Genomic DNA, 17,730 nt, shown 5'->3' with positions numbered 1-17,730 from the left:
AACGCGTCGGTCCGGTGGACCGTCGGCACCCCCCGGCGAGGACCGGGCGAGCCAGGGCCTCAGAAGTCTCCGAAGCCGCCGAAGTCGCCGCCGCCGAAGTCCCCGAAGCCCCCACCCAGGTCGCCCGCGCCTCCAGCCTCGGTGAAGCCGGGCTCGCCGCCCGCCGTCTCGGCCCCGGCCCCGGCCTCGGTCGCCCCGGGGTCACCCTCGGTCGCGCCCGGGTCGCCGGCGCCAGAGGTGCCGCCGTCGCCCGCGAAGTCCGCCGTCGGGTCGCCGAACATCGGCCCGAACATCATGTTCGCGACCGCCGAGCCGATCACGACGCCCGCGATGGTGCCGAGCATGCTCGAGCCGATCATCGAGCCCATGCCCGGCGCGACCTGCCGCCCCCCGAACGACCGCTCGAGGGTCCCGGGGTTGCGCATCTCGGCGCGGGTCGCCATGCGGGCGAGCGACTGCGGGTCGTCGGAGGTCGCACGCTCCGCGGGCGGCACCTGCTGGCCGAGGTCGGTCAGGACGCGCCGGCGCTGCTCGGGGGTCAGCCGCTCGAACGCCTCGGCGTGCGCCTGCTCGACGGCCTCCGGGGGAGCGGTGCGCAGCAGGTACCGGTAGCGGTCGATCGCGACGTCGTCCTCGCTGCGCGCAGGCCCGGTGGGTGCGGGGGGTGGGGTGCCGTACGCGGGGGACTCGTGGCCGTCGTAGGTCGCGTGGCGGCGCGGCATCCCGTCGTCCTGCGGGGCGCGGCCGAGGAGGCGGTCGAGGAATCCCATGAGCGTGTCCTTTGGTCGAACCGGCGCGGGCGGGCGCCCACACGGGTTCAACGCGGTGCCCGGCCCGTGCGTTCCGTCGAGGGCGCGATCCGGCCGCGACCCGCCCGGCGAGCCAGGGCGGGACCACGCACTCAGCGCGGGGAGGGCTCCGGCACGTGGCCCACCCCGCCGAGCAGCCGGACGTTGAGCGTGCTGTCGCCGACCTCGAGCGCGTGGTACTGCTCGTGCACGCGCACGCCCTGCCCGGCAGCGAGGTCGAGCGCGGTGTGGTGCCACACCCGGCACGCCCCCTCGCCGGTCGTGTACTCCACGACGACCTCGGCACCGGCGTCGACCGGCCGCACCGCGAGCACGACCCCGTCGCGCCAGCCCCAGGGCCGGTTGCGGAGCATGCGGCCGTGGAGGGCGTGCAGGAGGTGCCCGGGGCCGAACTGGCGGCACACGACGGACGGGGGGCAGGCGGCAGCGGAGGCTGCCTCACGGTCCACGACGCGCTCGGCCATGGTGCTCCTTCTCTCCGTGCCCGACGGCGGAGCTCCCCCGCGTGCGGAGACCTCGCCCGGGACAGCCCCGGGTGAGGGGCACGAGGAGGTGCGCTGCGGCGTCGGGCCTCGCTCTTCCCCCACGGACGCGGGGGCGGGTCTTCCTCCGGGAGCACCGTGCGCGATCACGCGGTTGCCGGACCAGCACGCCGGAGGGCGGTTCGCTGGTCCTCTGGACCGTTCTCAGTTCTACCACGGCGTCACGGACCGAGCACGGGGGCTCCTGGTCCTGGACGCACGAGTGCCCCCGACCGGCGAACCGGTCGGGGGCACTCGATCAATGATCAGGTTCGCCCGGAGGCGAGTGAGATCAGAGCGGGCGGATGTTCTCCGCCTGCGGGCCCTTGGGGCCCTGCGTCACGTCGAACTCGACGCGCTGGTTCTCCTCGAGCGAGCGGAAGCCCTGCGTCTGGATGGCGGAGTAGTGCGCGAACACGTCGGCGCTGCCGTCCTCAGGTGCGATGAAGCCGTAGCCCTTTTCGCCGTTGAACCACTTCACGGTTCCCAATGCCATGGGGATCTCCTTCTAGAGTTTCAAACAGCTCCATGATCTGGAGCCGAACATCACGGTGTTCGTCGTCAACTCTTGGGTAACAAGGTTCGCGGTGGCATGGGGCCGTTGCGCAAGGACAAGCGAGGCACTGCAATCTCACCGGCTACGGTACAGGGGGAAGTGCGACTGTGCTAGCCCTGGGAGGTAACGAGTCAAGCACGCGTGTCGCCCAACAGGGTCAGGGGCCTGCAAAACGGGCACCGGTACGAGCACCGGACCCGGACCCCGCGCGGCGTCCGCGACGCCCCGCCGAGCGTCCGCCACCGAGGTGAGCACGCCGTCGAACCGGGGGATCACCCCAGGTCCGACGCCTGCGAGAGGCCCGACCCGCCGTCGGGGACGGTTCCGCGAGGCACCGGCTCACGGCACGCAGGGTCGACGACCCGTTGCGCCAGGAGAGGACACTGGTCACAGTATCGCGCATCCGGCGCCCCGCGGGCACGGCGACCACCGGTCCGGGCACGGCCGGTCGTGCCCCGGCGAGCCCTGCCGCGTCGGGTGGAAGCCCCCGCGGGCGCCCGGTAGAACTGGAGGATGGTGTCTCCCACGCAGGTCCCCGACGTCCTCCTGAACAACGGTGTCGCCGTCCCGCAGGTCGGGCTCGGTGTCTTCAAGGTCCCCGAGGACGCCACGCAGCGCACCGTCGAGCTGGCCCTCGAGGCCGGGTACCGGCACATCGACACCGCAGCCGGCTACTACAACGAGGCCGGTGTCGGGGCCGCGCTGCGCGCGACCGGGCTGCACCGCCGCGAGATCTTCGTGACGACCAAGCTCCGCAACGGCGACCAGGGCTTCGAGTCCGCGCTGCAGGCGTTCGAGGACTCGCGCGAGGCGCTCGACGTCGAGGTCGTCGACCTCTACCTCGTCCACTGGCCCGTCCCCAGCAGGGGCCTCTACGTCGAGACCTGGCGAGCCTTCGAGAAGCTGTACGCCGACGGCGCCGCCCGCGCGATCGACGTCTCCAACTTCCTGCCCGACCACCTCGCGCGGCTCCTGGCAGAGACCGACGTCGTGCCCGCCGTGAACCAGATCGAGGTCCACCCGACCTACCAGCAGCGCGCGACGCAGGACGCGACCCGGGCCGCGGGCATCGCGGTCGAGGCGTACTCACCCCTCGGGCGCGGCACCGACCTCGACGCCCCCGCGGTCACCTCGATCGCCGAGACGCACGGCGTCACGCCCGCCCAGGTCGTCCTGCGCTGGCACCTGCAGCACGACCGGATCGTGATCCCCAAGTCGGTCGACCCCAGGCGCATCGCGACGAACATCGACCTGTTCGGCTTCGAGCTGACCGCCGGCGAGGTCGCGGCGATCGACGGCCTCGACTCCGACGTCCGGCTCGGCTCCGACCCCGCGACGGCCGCGTTCTCGCAGTACCCCTCCTGAGGCCGTACCCCTCCTGAGACGGCGGCCCCTCCCGACCGCGGGAAGGCCGTCCGCCCGCGGTCCGACGGACCGGCGCGCGTCCCCACGACGGGCCACAGGGCGGCCACCTCGACCCCCCGCGGGCCGGCACGGCAGACTGTGCCCCGCCCCGGCGCTGCGCCGGGGGCGCGCCGACCCGAGGAGCCCAACGATGCGTCACATCCTGGACGCGATGACCGTGGCCGTGAGCGCCGCCCCCGAGAACGCGGTCCTGCGCGTGCAGTTCGCGCGGCTCCTGCTCCAGGCCGAGCAGCCCGCGCAAGCGCTCGAGCAGGCGAGCGCGGCCCTGCGGCTCGACCCGACGAGCACGGACGCGCTCGACCTCGTGACCCGTGCCGCGACCTCGCTCGCGGACGGGAGCGACAGCGTGCCGACGCGTTCCGAGGAGGCGGGAGCGGCGCCGTCGGGCATCCCGGGGCCGGTCGCGCCGCCGGCCGCGCCCGGGGCGGACCACCCCGCGCCGCCTTCTGTGCCCGCCGCGGCCGAGGTCGGGAGCGACCCGGCCCCGTCGGTCGACTGGGACCGGATGGAGCAGGAGGTCGGGGTCGCACTCCCCGCCCCGTTCCTCCGGACGGGCGTCGACGACGACCCCTCGGACGCCAACGGGCTGCTCGACGTGTCGCGCGAGACCGTGACGCTCGCCGACGTCGGGGGCCTCGACCAGGTCAAGAAGCGCATCCACGAGGCCTTCCTCGAACCGATGCGCAACCAGGAGATCGCGCGCGCGTTCGGCAAGTCGATGCGCGGTGGGCTTCTCCTGTACGGACCGCCCGGGACGGGCAAGACGTTCATGGCCCGCGCGGTGGCCGGGGAGCTCGGCGCCCGGTTCCTCACCGTCACGCTCGCGGACATCCTCGACAAGTACATCGGCGAGAGCGAGCACAACCTGCACGACCTGTTCCAGCGCGCGCGCCGCCTCGCGCCCGCCGTCCTCTTCCTCGACGAGGTCGACGCGATCGGTGGAAAGCGGGCCGGGTACTCGAGCTCCTCGGGCATGCGGACCGTCGTCAACCAGCTGCTCCAGGAGATGGACGGGATCGGGTCGGACAACGACGGCCTGTTCGTCCTGGGGGCGACGAACCATCCCTGGGACGTCGACACCGCGCTCCTGCGGCCCGGGCGCTTCGACCGAGTGGTCCTGGTCCTGCCGCCCGACGAGCCCGCCCGGTACGCGATCCTGCGGCACCACCTCAAGGGGCGGCCCGTCGCGGGGATCGACCTGGACGTGATCGTCGCGCGGACCGACGGGTTCTCCGGCGCCGACCTCGAGCACCTGTGCTCGTCGGCGGCGGAGAAGGCCATGATGGCCTCGATCGAGAGCGGCCAGGTGCGGCCGATCTCCATGGCCGACGTCCTGGCGACCCTCCGCGAGGTGCGGCCCTCGACGACCGCGTGGCTGCAGTCCGCGCGCAACGTCGTGACGTTCGCGAACGCCGACGGGAGATACGACGAGCTCGCGGCCTACCTGCGGGCCCGGCGGATGCTGTGACGCTCGCGGACGCGTCGGAGCTCGTCCGGACCGTCCTCGGACGCGTCGAGCTGCTCGACGAGGTCGGGCGGGGCGAGGACGCGCTCGCACTGGTCGTGGCGACGCTCCGCGAGGAGCCCGACGACGCCCGCCTGCTCCTGTCGGCCGCGTCGCTCTGCCTGGGGCTGCGCCGCACCGACGAGGCCCTGAGGTACGCGCAGGCCGTGGTGGCCGTCGCCCCCGACCTCGCGGTCGCCCACCTGCTGGCCTCGGTCGCGCTGCTCGACCGGGGCGACGCACGAGGTGCCCGGTCCGCGGTCGAGCGATGCCTCGCGCTGGACCCGGACGACGCGGCCGCGCACGGCCAGCACGCGTACGTGCTGCTCGCGGGTCGCCCGCGAGCAGTGGACAAGGCGCGGGCGCGGGCGGCGTCGGGTCGGTCGCTCGAGCTCTCGCCCGAGGACCCCCGGGTCCTGTACGACGCCGCCATGATCCGGAACCGGCTCGGCAGCCAGGACGAGGCGCGTGGCCTGGTCCTGCGGGGACTGGAGCTCGCACCGGAGGACGCCGACCTGCTCGTGGCCCTGGCGCGGCTCACGCCCGACGGGACCGCTTCCCTCGACGGCGTCCTCGCGGACAACCCGATGCACGCCGAGGCCGGGCTCCTGCTCCACCACCAGGTCTGGCAGCAGATGGAGGGGTTCGGGCGGGTCGCGGTCCGGGTCGGCACGCTCGCCCTGGTCCTCGTCGGCGCGGTCATGAGCGACCGCGGCATCGGGTTCGCGCCGTCGTGCGCCGTCGTGCTCATGGTCCTGCTCGTGGTGGGCTCGGTGCGCGCGCAGCGCGGTCTGAGGAGAACCTCCCGGCCCTACCTGGAGCGCTCGTTCCGCGCGGGAGGACGGCCGACCCGTGCGGCCTTCGCGCTCACGGTGGCCGGTCTCGTGGGGGTGCTCGCCGCCGTCGTGGGACTCTTCGTGGTGCAGGACGCGGTGTCCGCCCGGTACCTGGTGGTCCTGGCGGCCGTCTCCGTGCTGCTGGCCGGTGCGGGACGCACGATCCTGACGCCTTCCCTGTACCTGGTCGGGCGGGCCCAGGGGCTCTACCCGGACTCCGCTGCGGGGGCCGACCAGCTCGAGCACGCACGGCGTCACGTGCGCCGGGCCGTCCTGGCCAGGTTCGTCGTCGTCGTCCTCGTCGCCGTCGTCGTCGTCGGTCGGTTCCCCGCGACCGGGCGGACCGACGCGCTCGCGGCTGCGCTCCTGGGCGCGACGATGTTCCTGTCCCCGTCCGTGGCGGCGTGGTGGGCGATCGAACGGATGCTGCGCACCGGGTCGGTCGCCACCGCCTCGGCCCCGGGCGGGCTGTCCCGGGTGGCGCTCGTGGCCTCGGCCGTGCTCGTGCTCCTGTCCGGGGTGGTCGGCCTCGTGCAGGTACCCGTCGGGGCCAACGCGTACGACGCCCACGGCAGGTACGTCCGGCCTGCCGACGGACCGGACGACGACCCGGCCTCCTGCGGCGGTGCGGCGTCGGGGCCCTGCGCGGACGTCCACGTCCCACCGGGCGTCGACGTCCCGACGTTCGACCCGCCGCCCGTCGACATCCCGACCTTCGACGTCCCCGACATCGACCTGGGAGCGCTCGACCCGACCCCGCCCGCCGACGCGGTGCCGGATCGAGACGTTCCCGTGACGACGCCGTAACGCGGGACGGAGTCTCGCGTAACCGCGTCCGCATACGTTCCAGGCACACGGGTCGCCGGACCCGCGCCCGGGGAGCACGAGGGCGCACTGTCCGGATCGCCGGGTGTGGGTCCCTGGTTGCAATTGTGCATCTGGGGTTTCGCGCTCGTCCGACCTGTGCCATCGTTCAGCACGTTATTCAGTGCTGAATATTCAGGTGATCCACCGCGGGTGCGAGGTCTCTGAGCACCCAGGTGCGATCTGGGCGCACGGAGGTTCGGAATGCAACGCACAGCACGTCGAACGACGGGTGGGCTGGCTCTCGCGCTGGCCGCCACCCTCGCCATCACCGCATGCGGTACCCAGTCTCAGGGGGACAACGGAGGTTCGACAGAGTCGTCGAGCGAGTCAGGGTCGGCCGATCTCGCGATCGTGCCTTCCGTCCAGATCGACATCGACGGCGCGGAGGTCCCTGTCGAGACCTCGGGTGATCCCGTCGACCCGGCCGGTGACGGAACGGCGGAGTGCGCCGAAGGCACCTCGATCGCCATGGCCGGCGCACTGACCGGGCCCAACGCGGCGCTCGGCCAGAACATCCTCTACGGCGCCAAGGTCGCCGTGGACGAGTTCAACGCCGCCAACGCGGGCTGCCAGATCACCATCAAGGAGTTCGACACCGAGGGCGACCCGCAGAAGGCGACCCAGGTCGCGCCGCAGATCGTCGGCGACGCGAGCGTGCTCGCGCTCCTCGGCCCGGCGTTCTCGGGCGAGACCTCCGCGACGGGCGACGTCTTCAGCCAGGCGGGCCTCCCGTCGCTGTCGGCGTCCGCCACCAACCCGGACATCACCAAGAACGGCTGGAAGACGTTCTTCCGCGGTCTCGCGAACGACGCGGTCCAGGGCCCGGCGGTCGCCAAGTACATGGTGGACACGCTCGGTTACGACAAGGTCTGCGTCGTCCAGGACAACTCGGACTACGGCGTCGGCCTCGCCACGGAGATCACCGCGGGCCTCGGCGACGCGGCGGACGACTCGTGCTCGGCCGAGGTCAAGGTCGGGGACAAGGACTTCGCGGCGGCCACGCAGATCATCTCGAGCTCGGACGCCGACGCGGTCTTCTACGCCGGCTACTACGCCGAGGCCGCTCCGTTCGCGCAGCAGCTGCGTGACGCGGGTGTCGAGATCCCGTTCGTGTCCGCGGACGGCACCAACGACCCGCAGTTCGTGACCCAGGCGGGCGCGGCGTCCAAGGGCGCGATCCTGTCCTGCCCGTGCGGCCCGGCTCCCGACGAGTTCGCCGCAGCGTACGAGGCCCTCAACGGCCAGGCCCCGGGCGTCTACTCGACCGAGGGCTACGACCTCGCGACGATCATGCTCACGGGCATCGCGTCCGGGGTCACGGACCGCGCCGGGATGCTCGACTACGTGACGAACTACGACGGTGAGGGCCTCGCCCGCACCTACAAGTGGGACGACACGGGCGAGCTCTCGTCGGCCCTGATCTGGATCTACGAGGTCGAGTAGCCGGTCGGCGCCTGCTGATCCGGAGCGCCGCCCCCTTCCCGGCCGAGAGCGACCGGGCCGGGGGCGGCGTGCTCTGACGGCAGGCGCCGAGCGGGTCGTGGTCCCTTGCGTCCCCCGGTGGGGCGGGGGCACCACGGCCGGCCGACCGCCCTCCCACCGGCTTCAAGGAGCACCATGTCGATGCTCGTCCACGGCGTCCTCGCCGCTGACCCTCTCATCGGATTCGACCTCGCGGCCCTGGGCCGCAACTTCTGGGCCCTCACCGTCGACGGCCTGACCTACGGCGCCGTCTACGCGCTCGTCGCGGTGGGCTACACGCTCGTCTACGGCGTGCTGCGACTCATCAACTTCGCCCACTCCGAGATCTTCATGCTCGGCATGTTCGGGCAGTACGCCACGCTGCTCGCCCTCGGGTTCTACCCGAGCGGCGACGCGTTCGACAAGGGCATCCTGCTCACGATCCTCTACCTGGGGATCGCGATGATCGGCGGCATGGTGGTCGCGGGAGGGGCCGCCGTCGGGCTCGAACGCGTGGCCTACAGACCCCTGCGCAAACGCGGGGCCCCGTCGCTCGTCTTCCTCATCACCGCGATCGGTGCGTCGTTCGTGATCCAGGAGTTCGTGCACTTCGTGCTCCCGGCCCTGACCGGCGGCGAGCTGGGCGGCGTGAACGCCGAGCAACCCATCCGGCTGGTCGAGCCGGAGGTCCAGTTCACGCTGTTCGGGGCCAACGTCACCAACGTGTCGCTCATCATCATCTTCTCGGCGCTGATCCTGGCGCTCGCGACCGACATGTTCATCAACCGGACCAAGTTCGGGCGCGGCATCCGGGCCGTCGCGCAGGACCCCGTCACGGCGACCCTCATGGGGGTCTCGCGCGAGCGCATCATCATGCTGACGTTCCTCATCGGCGGCATCCTCGCCGGGGCCGCGGCGCTGCTGTACACGCTCCGCGTCCCCAACGGGATCATCTACTCGGGCGGGTTCATCCTCGGGATCAAGGCGTTCTCCGCCGCGGTCCTCGGCGGGATCGGGAACCTGCGCGGGGCGCTGCTCGGTGGCCTGCTGCTGGGCGTCATGGAGAACTACGGCCAGGTCGTGTTCGGGACGGAGTGGCGCGACGTCGTCGCGTTCGTCCTGCTGATCGTGGTCCTGATGTTCCGTCCGACGGGCATCCTCGGCGAGTCCTTGGGGAGGGCACGAGCATGAGCACCAGCACTCCTGCAGAGAGCAACGGCGCGGCGGGCACCAACGGCGCGGCGCAGCCCGTACGCCCTCGTCCCGAGCTCCCGCCCGCGGGCCAGACGCCCGTCAGGCAGCGCGCGCACGGCGGGGCGGGCGACCGGCTCCGGCTGTGGTGGGACGCCCTCGCGCGTCCCGCGCAGTGGGGGATCGGGGTCCCGTTCGTCGTGTTCATCGCGCTCCTGCCGATCCTGAACATCCCGGTCCTGACCACGGTCGGCACCAACTTCGGGGCCGTCATGGCGCAGTTCGGCATGTACGCGCTCATCGCGATCGGCCTCAACGTCGTGGTGGGGCAGGCGGGCCTGCTCGACCTCGGCTACGTGGGCTTCTACGCGATCGGGGCGTACACGCTCGCGATCCTCACGAGCCCCGACAGCCCCTGGAACGTGACGCAGCCCGAGGGGTGGCTCTCGGACGACTGGGCGTGGCTCGCGATCCTGCCGGTCGCGGTCGCGATCACGGCCATGTCGGGCCTGGTCCTGGGGTCGCCGACGCTGCGCCTGCGCGGCGACTACCTCGCGATCGTCACGCTGGGCTTCGGCGAGATCGTGCGGCTGCTCGCGGACAACCTGGACGAGATCACGGGTGGTGGCCAGGGCCTCAAGTCGGTCGCCTATCCGCGCCTGGGGGTCACCGAGGAGCTGCCCAACGGCGTGTTCTCGGCGGGCAACGTGGGGAGCACCCTGAACTCGGGCGTGTGGTGGTTCTGGTTGTCGCTCGTCTTCATCATCATCTCGCTCATGCTCGTGGGGAACCTGGAGCGTTCGCGCGTGGGCCGGGCGTGGGTCGCGATCCGTGAGGACGAGGACGCGGCCGAGATCATGGGCGTGCCCACGTTCAAGTTCAAGCTGTGGGCGTTCGTCATCGGGGCGTCGATCGGCGGCGTCTCGGGTGCGATCTACGCGGGCCAGGTGCAGTTCGTCATCCCGACGAACTTCAACATCATCAACTCGGTGCTGTTCCTGTGCGCGGTGGTCCTCGGCGGCCAGGGCAACAAGCTGGGCGTGATCCTCGGGGCGTTCATCATCGTGTACCTGCCGAACTTCTTCCTGGGGCGCACGTCCCTGTTCGGCATCCCGATCGACGGCAGCGAGATCGCGAACTACAAGTACCTGTTCTTCGGGGTCGCGCTCATGGTCCTCATGATCTTCAGGCCGCAAGGGCTGATACCGGTCCGGCAGAAGCTCCTGACGTACGGGCGCGAGCTGTACGTCGCGGCACGCCGCACGCTCGCCAAGATGTCCGACGGCGGACCGCAGGCCGCGTACGCGACGTCCGCCCCGGCGTCGGGCACGGTGGGCACGCGGAGCGGTGGTGCCGACGGCGCCGCCACGACGGAGCGCACGGGCGACGACGAGCCCACCGACGGGAGGAACCGATGAGCAACGATCCTGGTGGCATGGGCGCCGGCGGCGAGGTCGGCGACGCGCACCTGTCGCTGTCCGCGGACGCGGGCGCACCCATGGCCGAGAAGTACCTGCCCGGCGCGGGGCTCGACGAACCCGTGCTGGTCGACGTGACCGAGGTGCGGCCCGAGCTCGCGGACTCCGCGCTGGTCGACGCGATCGTCGCGGCCGACCGCACGGTCCGCACCGAGGTGGGCGAGCCGCTGCTGCGGATGGAGGACGTGTCGGTCGTGTTCGGCGGTCTGACGGCCCTGGACAGCGTGTCGTTCGACATCCGGCGCGGGGAGATCCTGGGGCTCATCGGCCCCAACGGGGCCGGGAAGACCACGGCCTTCAACGCCATGACGGGGGTCTACCGGCCCACGAAGGGGCTCGTGCGCTTCGACGGGCAGGTCCTGGGCAAGGCCAAGCGGAACCAGATCACGCGCCTGGGCATCGCCCGGACCTTCCAGAACATCCGGCTCTTCAACGAGATGACGGCTCTGGAGAACGTGGTCGTCGGGACCGACGCGCGGCACCGGACCTCGGTGCCCGGGGCGTTGCTGCGCACCAGGCGGCACCGGCAGGAGGAGCGCGACGCGATCGACCGGTCCATGGCGATCCTCGAGTTCGTCGGTGTCGGGGCCCGGGCGACGGAGAAGGCACGCAACCTGTCGTACGGCGAGCAGCGGCGCCTGGAGATCGCGCGGGCGCTCGCGACCGAGCCCAAGCTGCTGTGCCTCGACGAGCCCGCGGCAGGCTTCAACCCGGCGGAGAAGGAGGCCCTCATGGACCTCATCCGCCACATCCGTGACGACGGGTACACGGTCCTGCTGATCGAGCACGACATGCGCCTCGTGCGAGGCGTGACCGACCGGATCGTGGTGCTCGAGTTCGGCAAGGTCATCGCCGAGGGCACGCCGGAGGACGTCACGGCCGACCCCAAGGTCATCGCCGCCTACCTGGGCGTGCCCGACGAAGAGCTGGCCGAGGGAGACGCAGATGCCCCTGCTTGAGATCACCGACATGACGGTCGCCTACGGGCGGATCGAGGCCGTGCGCGGCGTGTCGATCACGGTCGAGGAGGGTGAGCTCGTGACCCTCATCGGCGCCAACGGTGCGGGGAAGACGACGACCATGCGCGCGGTCTCGGGTATCCGTCCGCTGTCGCGCGGGAAGATCCTGTTCGACGGCAAGGACATCTCCCGGATGAAGCCGCACCTGCGGGTCCTCGAGGGGATCGTGCAGGCACCGGAGGGGCGCGGGATCTTCCCGGGCATGACGGTCCTGGAGAACCTCGAGATGGGGGCGTACGGGCGCACGTTCGAGTCGAAGGCCGTGCACGACGAGACCCTGGCCCGCGTCTTCGAGCTGTTCCCGCGCCTCGAGGACCGCACGTCGCAGGTGGGCGGCACCATGTCCGGGGGCGAGCAGCAGATGCTCGCGATCGGGCGTGCGCTCATGGCCCGGCCGCGGCTCATGCTGCTCGACGAACCGTCCATGGGGCTCGCGCCCATGGTCATCCAGCAGATCTTCCGGATCATCTCGGAGATCAACGCGCAGGGCACCACGGTGCTGCTCGTGGAGCAGAACGCGCGGCAGGCGCTGTCGCGCTCGCACCGCGCGTACGTGCTGGAGACGGGTGAGGTCGTGCGCTCGGGGGGTGGGCGCGAGCTGCTCGCGGACCCGAGCATCAAGGAGGCGTACCTCGGGGTCGCGTGACGGGACGCCTGTGCACACTGTCCCCAGGTCTGTGGATAACTTTGTGGACAGGCATGGGGACAACGTGCCGGACCCGGTGGACGACGGTGTGGACGACGGTGGACGACGCGACGGCGGGCGGCTCCTGGCGGGAGCCGCCCGCCGTCGGCGTGACGGGTTCGTCCGTCAGGAGCCGAGCCGCTCCTTGGCCGCGAGCACACGCAGCACCGACGCGTCGACCTTCGCGGCGAAGGCCGGGTCGCTCTGGGCACGCTCGACGAGGGCCGTCGCCATCTCGGGGACCACGGTCGGGTCGGCCGACGCGAGCACCATGTCGCCGCCGGCCTCGATCGTCAGGACGGCACGGTCGCCCGGCGACCAGGCCCGCACCTGCGCGGTCGCGGACACGTCGTCGGTGATGACGACGCCCTCGAAGCCCAGGTCGCCGCGCAGCATCCCGTCCACGACCACGGGCGAGAACGCCGCGGGCACCGTGCCGTCGATCCGGTCGTACACCGCGGTCGACGTCATGACGAACGCCGCCCCCGCCTCGATCCCCGACCGGAAGGCCTCGACCGACGGGTCGTCGCGCGTGGTCTCGGTGTCCCGGACGTCCGCGGTGGTGTCGGTGTTGCCCGTGACCCGGCCCAGCCCGGGGAAGTGCTTGATCGCCACGTCGACGCCGTTGGCCTCCATGCCCGCGCTGAACGCGTTCGCGTGGGACGTGACAGTCTCCACGTCGTAGCCGTAGTTCCGCCCGAAGTACCCGATCGGGGCGTTGGTCCGCGCGGCCTCGGGGCTCGGCACGACGTCCATGACGGGCGCGAGGTTGAGGTCGATGCCGACGTCCGCGAGCTCTCGGCCCCAGATCGTGGCCTGTGCCTGCAGCTCGTCAGGGGCCAGCCCGGACTGGTCCATGGCGCTCGGAACGTCGGAGAACCCGGGGCCGCGCAGCACCTGCACCCGGCCACCTTCCTGGTCGGTCGCGACGAACAGCGGGGTGCCGTTCGTGGTCCCGTCGCTCACGAGGGCCGTGAACGAGTCGACGAGCTCCGCGACGGGCGCCGCCCCGGCCGTGGTGCGGCCCGCGAGGAACACGTTGCCCACGTGGTGCTGCTGGACGGCGTCGTAGCTCGCCTGCTCGGCCTCGCTCACGCGCACCCCGACCATGAGGAGCTGCCCCACCTTCTGCTCGAGGCTCCACCCGGCGAGGGGATCCGGGGCGCCCGTGCTCGGGCCCGGAGCCGGCGAGGGGGACGCGGTCGCCGTGGGCGTGGGGCTGCCCGACGGCGGAGCGCTCGTCGGGGAGGCCGTCCCCCCTCCGGTGGAGCACGCGGCGAGCAGGAGGGAGGTGGTGAGGAGGGCGGTGCTCGTGGCACCGCGACGGGACGGGCTCATGCATCGACCATAGGCCGGGTCCTTACCGGTGGTAGACCGCCGTCGGGTGCCCGCCCACGTGGTGCACCGTGCAAGGGGTGTCGAAGATCGTCGAGAGCACGTCGTCCTGCATGATCTCCTCGACGGTCCCGGCGGCCGCGATCCGGCCGTCGCGCAGCGCCACGATGCGGTCCGAGTACGCAGCCGCGAAGTTGATGTCGTGGATGATGAGGACGATCGTCTTGCCGAGCTCGTCGGCGGCCCGGCGGAGCTGGCGCATCATGAGCACCGAGTGCTTCATGTCGAGGTTGTTGAGCGGCTCGTCGAGCAGGACGTAGTCCGTGTCCTGGGCGAGCACCATCGCGACGTACGCGCGCTGCTTCTGCCCGCCCGACAGCTCGTCCAGGAAGCGGCCCTGGAACTCCTCCAGGTTGAGGAACGCGATGGCCTCGTCGATCCTGACGTGGTCCTCGGGGCCCAGCCTCCCCTTCGAGTACGGGAAGCGCCCGAACCCGACGAGGTCGCGGACCGTGAGCCGCGCGGTGAAGTGGTTCTCCTGGCGCAGGATCGACAGCTTCTTCGCGAGGACGTCCGACCTGGTCGAGCGCACGTCGAGGCCCGCGACCGACACGTCCCCCGACGTCGGCTGCAGCAGGCGGCCCATGATCGTGAGCAGCGTCGACTTCCCGGCGCCGTTGGGCCCGACGAGCGACGTGATGCCGCCCTCGGCGATCGTGCCGGAGACAGGACCCAGGACGCGCTGGTCGAGGTAGTCCTTGGTGACGTCGGCGAACTCGATCACAGCGCGCCCTTTCGCAGGAGGAGGAACAGGAAGACGATGCCGCCGACGAACTCGATGATGACGGTCAGCAGGCCCGCGGCGTAGAAGACGTGCTGCAGGACGAACTGACCGACCACGAGCGTCGCGAGGCCCAGCAGGAACGCCATGGGCAGCACGAACTGGTGCTTGTGGCTGCCCGTGACCCGGTAGGCGAGCGTCGCGACGACGAACCCGAAGAAGGTCATGGGTCCCACGAGCGCGGTCGACATCGAGATGAGCAGCGCGACGAGCATGAGCATGATCGTCAGCTCGCGCTGGTGGTCGATCCCCAGGTTCGTCGCGGTGTCGCGGCCCAGCGTGAGCGCGTCGAGGCGGAACCGCCGACGCCACACCACGACCCCGACGGCGACGCACACGACCGCCGCGAACGGCAGGTAGTCCGCGTCGACGTTGCTCATCCGGCCGAACAGCCGCGTCGAGAGCAGGTCGTAGTCGGTCGGGGACAGGAGCCGCTGGAGGAACGTCGAGACGCTGCTGAACGCCATGCCGAAGACCACGCCCACGAGCAGCAGCACGTACAGGTTCCCGAACCGCCCCGAGAACAACCACCGGTACAGCAGCGTCGCGAACGCGACCATGAGGAGCGTCTGCGCGATCACCTTGGGCAGGCCCTCGGTGCGCGCCAGGACCTCGCCGCCGAACACCACGACCATGAGGGTCTGCATGAGCGTGTAGAGCGAGTCGAACCCCATGATCGACGGCGTGAGGATGCGGTTGTTCGTCACGGTGTGGAACAGGACCGTCGCGACGCCCTGCGTGAAGGCCGCGACCACCATCGCGCCCAGCATCGTGGCCCGGCGCTCGATCACGAACTCGAAACCGCCCCGGATGAACAGGAGCAGGAAGCACGCCGACGCCACCACGACGACGACCGAGACCAGGGCGAGGCGCACGCCGGGGGTGAGCGTCCGGCGTCGGGCACGGGGAGCGGGGCCCGACGGCGCCACCTCGCCCGGGGCGCCCGGCCCGGCACTCGTGGTGGTCGCCTCGGCGACGGTGGACGGACTAGTACGTGACATGACGACGCTGCCTGAGGACGAGGGCGATGAAGCCCACGGAGCCCACGGTGCCGAGCACCACCGAGACCGGGAGCTCCAGAGGGGCGATGACGACGCGACCGATCAGGTCGCAGACCAGGATGAGGGCGACCGACACGAGCGCGACCCACGGGAGGTTCTTGCGCACGTCGTCGCCGCGGACCATCGAGACCATGTTCGGGACGATGAGCCCCAGGAAGGGCAGGAAGCCGACGACGACGCTCGTGACGCCCGTCGCGACCGCGACCACGAGCGTCCCGAGGAGCACGACGCGCTCGTAGCGCAGGCCCACGTTGGTCGCGAGGTCGCGACCCAGGCCCGCGACCGTCAGGCGGTCGGCCAGGAAGAACGTCGCGACCGTCGTGCCCGCGACGATCCACAACGGCTCGTACGCGCCGCGCACGATGCTGCTGAAGCCGCCCGAGCGCCACGTGTCCATCGCCTGGAGCAGGTCGAACGTCGCCGCCAGGTAGACCGTCACGGCGCTCACGACCGCGCCCAGCATGATGCCGATCAGCGGGACCACGATCGAGGACTGGAGCGATACCCGCCGGACGATCGCCATGAACGCGAGCGTGCCCACGAACGCGAAGAGCGTCGCGACGCTCATGCGCAGCATCATCGACGCGCCCGGCACGGCGATGAGCATCACGAGGATGCCGAACCCGGCCCACTGGCTCGTACCGATCGTCGTAGGTTCCACGAACCGGTTCTGCGTGAGGACCTGCATGATGACGCCCGAGACGCTCATCGCGACGCCCGCGAACACGAGCGCGAGCGTGCGCGGGACGCGCGAGATGAGGAACATGTTCCAGGCGTCGGCCGTGAAGAGGTTGGCGAACGTGATGTCGTACCCGCCGACCATGAGCGAGGCGACGAGCAGGGCGACCACGACGAGGACGAGCGCGGGCAGGGCGAGCCGACGACGCAGCACGGGGCGCGCCGGGACGGCGGCGCCGGTGCGGGCAGCGGGGGAGGTGAGGGTGGGGTTCATGGGACGTGCCGCCCGGGGCGACCGCGGCAGGTCGCGGTCGCCCCGGGCGGGGAGTCGTTCGCTCAGGCCGTGAAGGCCGTCGAGATCTGGTCGAACGCCCTGGTGTAGGCCTGGATGCCCTCGGTGATGTAGAAGTTCGGCTCGAGGTAGACGACCTGGTCGTTCGTCGCGAACGTGGTCTGGGCCCAGGCCGCCTGCGACTCGAAGATCTCCTGGGCGGGCGTGAACTCCTCGTCCGAGGTCGCCGCGTCGCGGTCGAACACGATGACCCAGTCCGGGTTCTTCTGGGCGACGGTCTCGGGTGCCAGGCCCTGGTCCGTGTGGTGCGAGCCCTCGTCGAGCTCGCCCGACTCGACCGCGAACACGTCCTTCAGGTCGAGCGGTTCGAGGATGCGGCTCAGGCGCCCGGCGGCGTTGTCGACCCGGCCGACCGAGGTCGAGGCGAGGAACACGGACTCGCCGTTCGTGCTCTCGGCGGCTGCGGCGGCGGACTTCTCGAGGTCGGCGACCAGCTTCTCTGCCTCCTCCTCCTTGTCGAAGATCTTGCCGAGCGTGAGGGTCTGGGCCTTGAGGCCCTCGACGTAGCCACCTTCGGACTCGTCGCCGGGAGCGATGTCGATCGTCGTCGCGATCTTGCTCAGGTCCTCGGTGTAGTCCTCGAAGCGGTACCCGCCGATGATGAGGTCCGGCGCGGCCTCGCTCACGGCCTCGAGGTCCGGCTCGCGGTGGCTGCCGGCGTCCAGCACGTCGGCGTCGTCGGCCCAGGCCTCGAAGCCCGTCGAGGGCAGCAGCGGCTTGGGGGCGACGACGGGCTCGATGCCGAACGCCAGCAGGGTCTCGAAGGCCGTGCTGTCCAGGACCGCGACGCGCACGGGTGCGACGGGCACCTCGACGTCGCCGTCGTTGGTCTCGACCGTGATCGCGGTGGCGGCGGGCGCCTCCTCGGCCTCGGGGGTGGAGGAGCAGCCGGTGAGCGCGAGCGCTGCGGCGATGCCGGCGCCCGTGAGGGCGGTCCACCTGCGGGGGCTGGTCGTGAGCTTCACAGCGATTCTCCTGAGGGTGTCGGTCGGTCGTCGCGGGGTGCGTACGGTCGACGGCGCGCCCGAAGCTCGACTTCCGGCGCGCTGGATGTCAGGTTAGCCTAACCTGAGTTGGGCAGGTGGCGGCACAGGTGTCTCACGGGTTGGCG

The 17,730-nt window shown here is 71.4% G+C and carries 16 protein-coding genes and 1 riboswitch; of the genes, 8 read left to right on the top strand and 8 right to left on the bottom strand.

All coding sequences use genetic code 11. From position 1 onward, the window contains the following. Positions 1-59: 59 nt before the first annotated feature. The 3 genes from H9623_RS09450 to H9623_RS09440 all read right to left on the bottom strand — a co-directional run bounded on the left by H9623_RS09450 (position 60) and on the right by H9623_RS09440 (position 1,826). Positions 60-770, bottom strand: a complete 711-nt coding sequence (locus tag H9623_RS09450) for a hypothetical protein (protein ID WP_193719807.1) — start codon at positions 768-770, stop codon at positions 60-62. Between the two features lie 131 nt (positions 771-901). Continuing rightward, positions 902-1,273, bottom strand: a complete 372-nt coding sequence (locus tag H9623_RS09445) for a hypothetical protein (protein WP_193719806.1) — start codon at positions 1,271-1,273, stop codon at positions 902-904. Positions 1,274-1,378: 105 nt separating this feature from the next. Next, positions 1,379-1,491, bottom strand: a riboswitch (SAM riboswitch). Positions 1,492-1,622: 131 nt separating this feature from the next. Continuing rightward, positions 1,623-1,826, bottom strand: a complete 204-nt coding sequence (locus H9623_RS09440) for a cold-shock protein (protein WP_030152390.1) — start codon at positions 1,824-1,826, stop codon at positions 1,623-1,625. Between the two features lie 573 nt (positions 1,827-2,399). Here H9623_RS09440 and H9623_RS09435 point away from each other — a divergent pair. From H9623_RS09435 to H9623_RS09400, 8 genes are all read left to right on the top strand, one after another. Continuing rightward, entirely contained in the window at positions 2,400-3,251 is an 852-nt protein-coding gene (locus tag H9623_RS09435; RefSeq protein ID WP_193719805.1) for an aldo/keto reductase, read from the top strand. Between the two features lie 190 nt (positions 3,252-3,441). Then, positions 3,442-4,779 carry an ATP-binding protein gene (locus H9623_RS19795; protein ID WP_193719804.1) on the top strand — a complete coding sequence of 446 codons (1,338 nt, stop codon included), beginning with the start codon at positions 3,442-3,444 and terminating at the stop codon, positions 4,777-4,779. Continuing rightward, on the top strand, positions 4,776-6,458 hold the full coding sequence (locus tag H9623_RS09425; protein ID WP_193719803.1) for a CHAT domain-containing protein: 1,683 nt from the start codon (positions 4,776-4,778) through the stop codon (positions 6,456-6,458). The genes H9623_RS19795 and H9623_RS09425 overlap by 4 nt, the downstream gene beginning before the upstream one ends. A gap of 411 nt (positions 6,459-6,869) precedes the next feature. Then, positions 6,870-7,961, top strand: a complete 1,092-nt coding sequence (locus H9623_RS09420) for a branched-chain amino acid ABC transporter substrate-binding protein (protein ID WP_321575366.1) — start codon at positions 6,870-6,872, stop codon at positions 7,959-7,961. Between the two features lie 174 nt (positions 7,962-8,135). Then, positions 8,136-9,170, top strand: a complete 1,035-nt coding sequence (locus tag H9623_RS09415; protein ID WP_193719801.1) for a branched-chain amino acid ABC transporter permease — start codon at positions 8,136-8,138, stop codon at positions 9,168-9,170. Further along, positions 9,167-10,588, top strand: coding sequence for a branched-chain amino acid ABC transporter permease (locus H9623_RS09410; protein ID WP_193719800.1), 1,422 nt, complete (start codon positions 9,167-9,169; stop codon positions 10,586-10,588). The genes H9623_RS09415 and H9623_RS09410 overlap by 4 nt, the downstream gene beginning before the upstream one ends. After that, positions 10,585-11,607 (top strand): ABC transporter ATP-binding protein, encoded by a 1,023-nt coding sequence (locus H9623_RS09405; protein ID WP_193719799.1) that lies wholly within the window; start codon positions 10,585-10,587, stop codon positions 11,605-11,607. Before H9623_RS09410 ends, H9623_RS09405 begins: the two co-directional genes overlap by 4 nt. Next, positions 11,594-12,313 (top strand): ABC transporter ATP-binding protein, encoded by a 720-nt coding sequence (locus tag H9623_RS09400; RefSeq protein WP_193719798.1) that lies wholly within the window; start codon positions 11,594-11,596, stop codon positions 12,311-12,313. Before H9623_RS09405 ends, H9623_RS09400 begins: the two co-directional genes overlap by 14 nt. Positions 12,314-12,478: 165 nt before the next feature. Here H9623_RS09400 and H9623_RS09395 read toward each other — a convergent pair whose 3' ends face one another. The 5 genes from H9623_RS09395 to H9623_RS09375 all read right to left on the bottom strand — a co-directional run bounded on the left by H9623_RS09395 (position 12,479) and on the right by H9623_RS09375 (position 17,584). Beyond that, complete coding sequence (locus tag H9623_RS09395; protein ID WP_193719797.1) at positions 12,479-13,690, bottom strand: glycoside hydrolase family 3 protein; 1,212 nt, start codon at positions 13,688-13,690, stop codon at positions 12,479-12,481. A gap of 22 nt (positions 13,691-13,712) precedes the next feature. Next, the gene (locus tag H9623_RS09390) at positions 13,713-14,471 is read right to left on the bottom strand and encodes an iron ABC transporter ATP-binding protein (RefSeq protein ID WP_193719796.1); all 759 of its coding nucleotides are present in this window, start codon (positions 14,469-14,471) and stop codon (positions 13,713-13,715) included. After that, the gene (locus tag H9623_RS09385; protein ID WP_193719795.1) at positions 14,468-15,529 is read right to left on the bottom strand and encodes an iron chelate uptake ABC transporter family permease subunit; all 1,062 of its coding nucleotides are present in this window, start codon (positions 15,527-15,529) and stop codon (positions 14,468-14,470) included. Before H9623_RS09385 ends, H9623_RS09390 begins: the two co-directional genes overlap by 4 nt. Then, positions 15,516-16,541: an ABC transporter permease gene (locus H9623_RS09380; protein ID WP_193719794.1), complete on the bottom strand. Its 1,026-nt coding sequence runs from the start codon at positions 16,539-16,541 to the stop codon at positions 15,516-15,518. The genes H9623_RS09385 and H9623_RS09380 overlap by 14 nt, the downstream gene beginning before the upstream one ends. Before the next feature lie 62 nt (positions 16,542-16,603). Beyond that, positions 16,604-17,584, bottom strand: a complete 981-nt coding sequence (locus H9623_RS09375; protein WP_193719793.1) for an ABC transporter substrate-binding protein — start codon at positions 17,582-17,584, stop codon at positions 16,604-16,606. Positions 17,585-17,730: the final 146 nt, after the last annotated feature.

It is taken from the genome of Oerskovia douganii, assembly GCF_015142735.1.
Classification (GTDB): Bacteria; Actinomycetota; Actinomycetes; order Actinomycetales; family Cellulomonadaceae; genus Oerskovia; species Oerskovia douganii.
The sequence above is the reverse complement of the archived record's forward strand: the minus strand, read 5'-3'. Positions and strand labels throughout refer to the sequence as shown.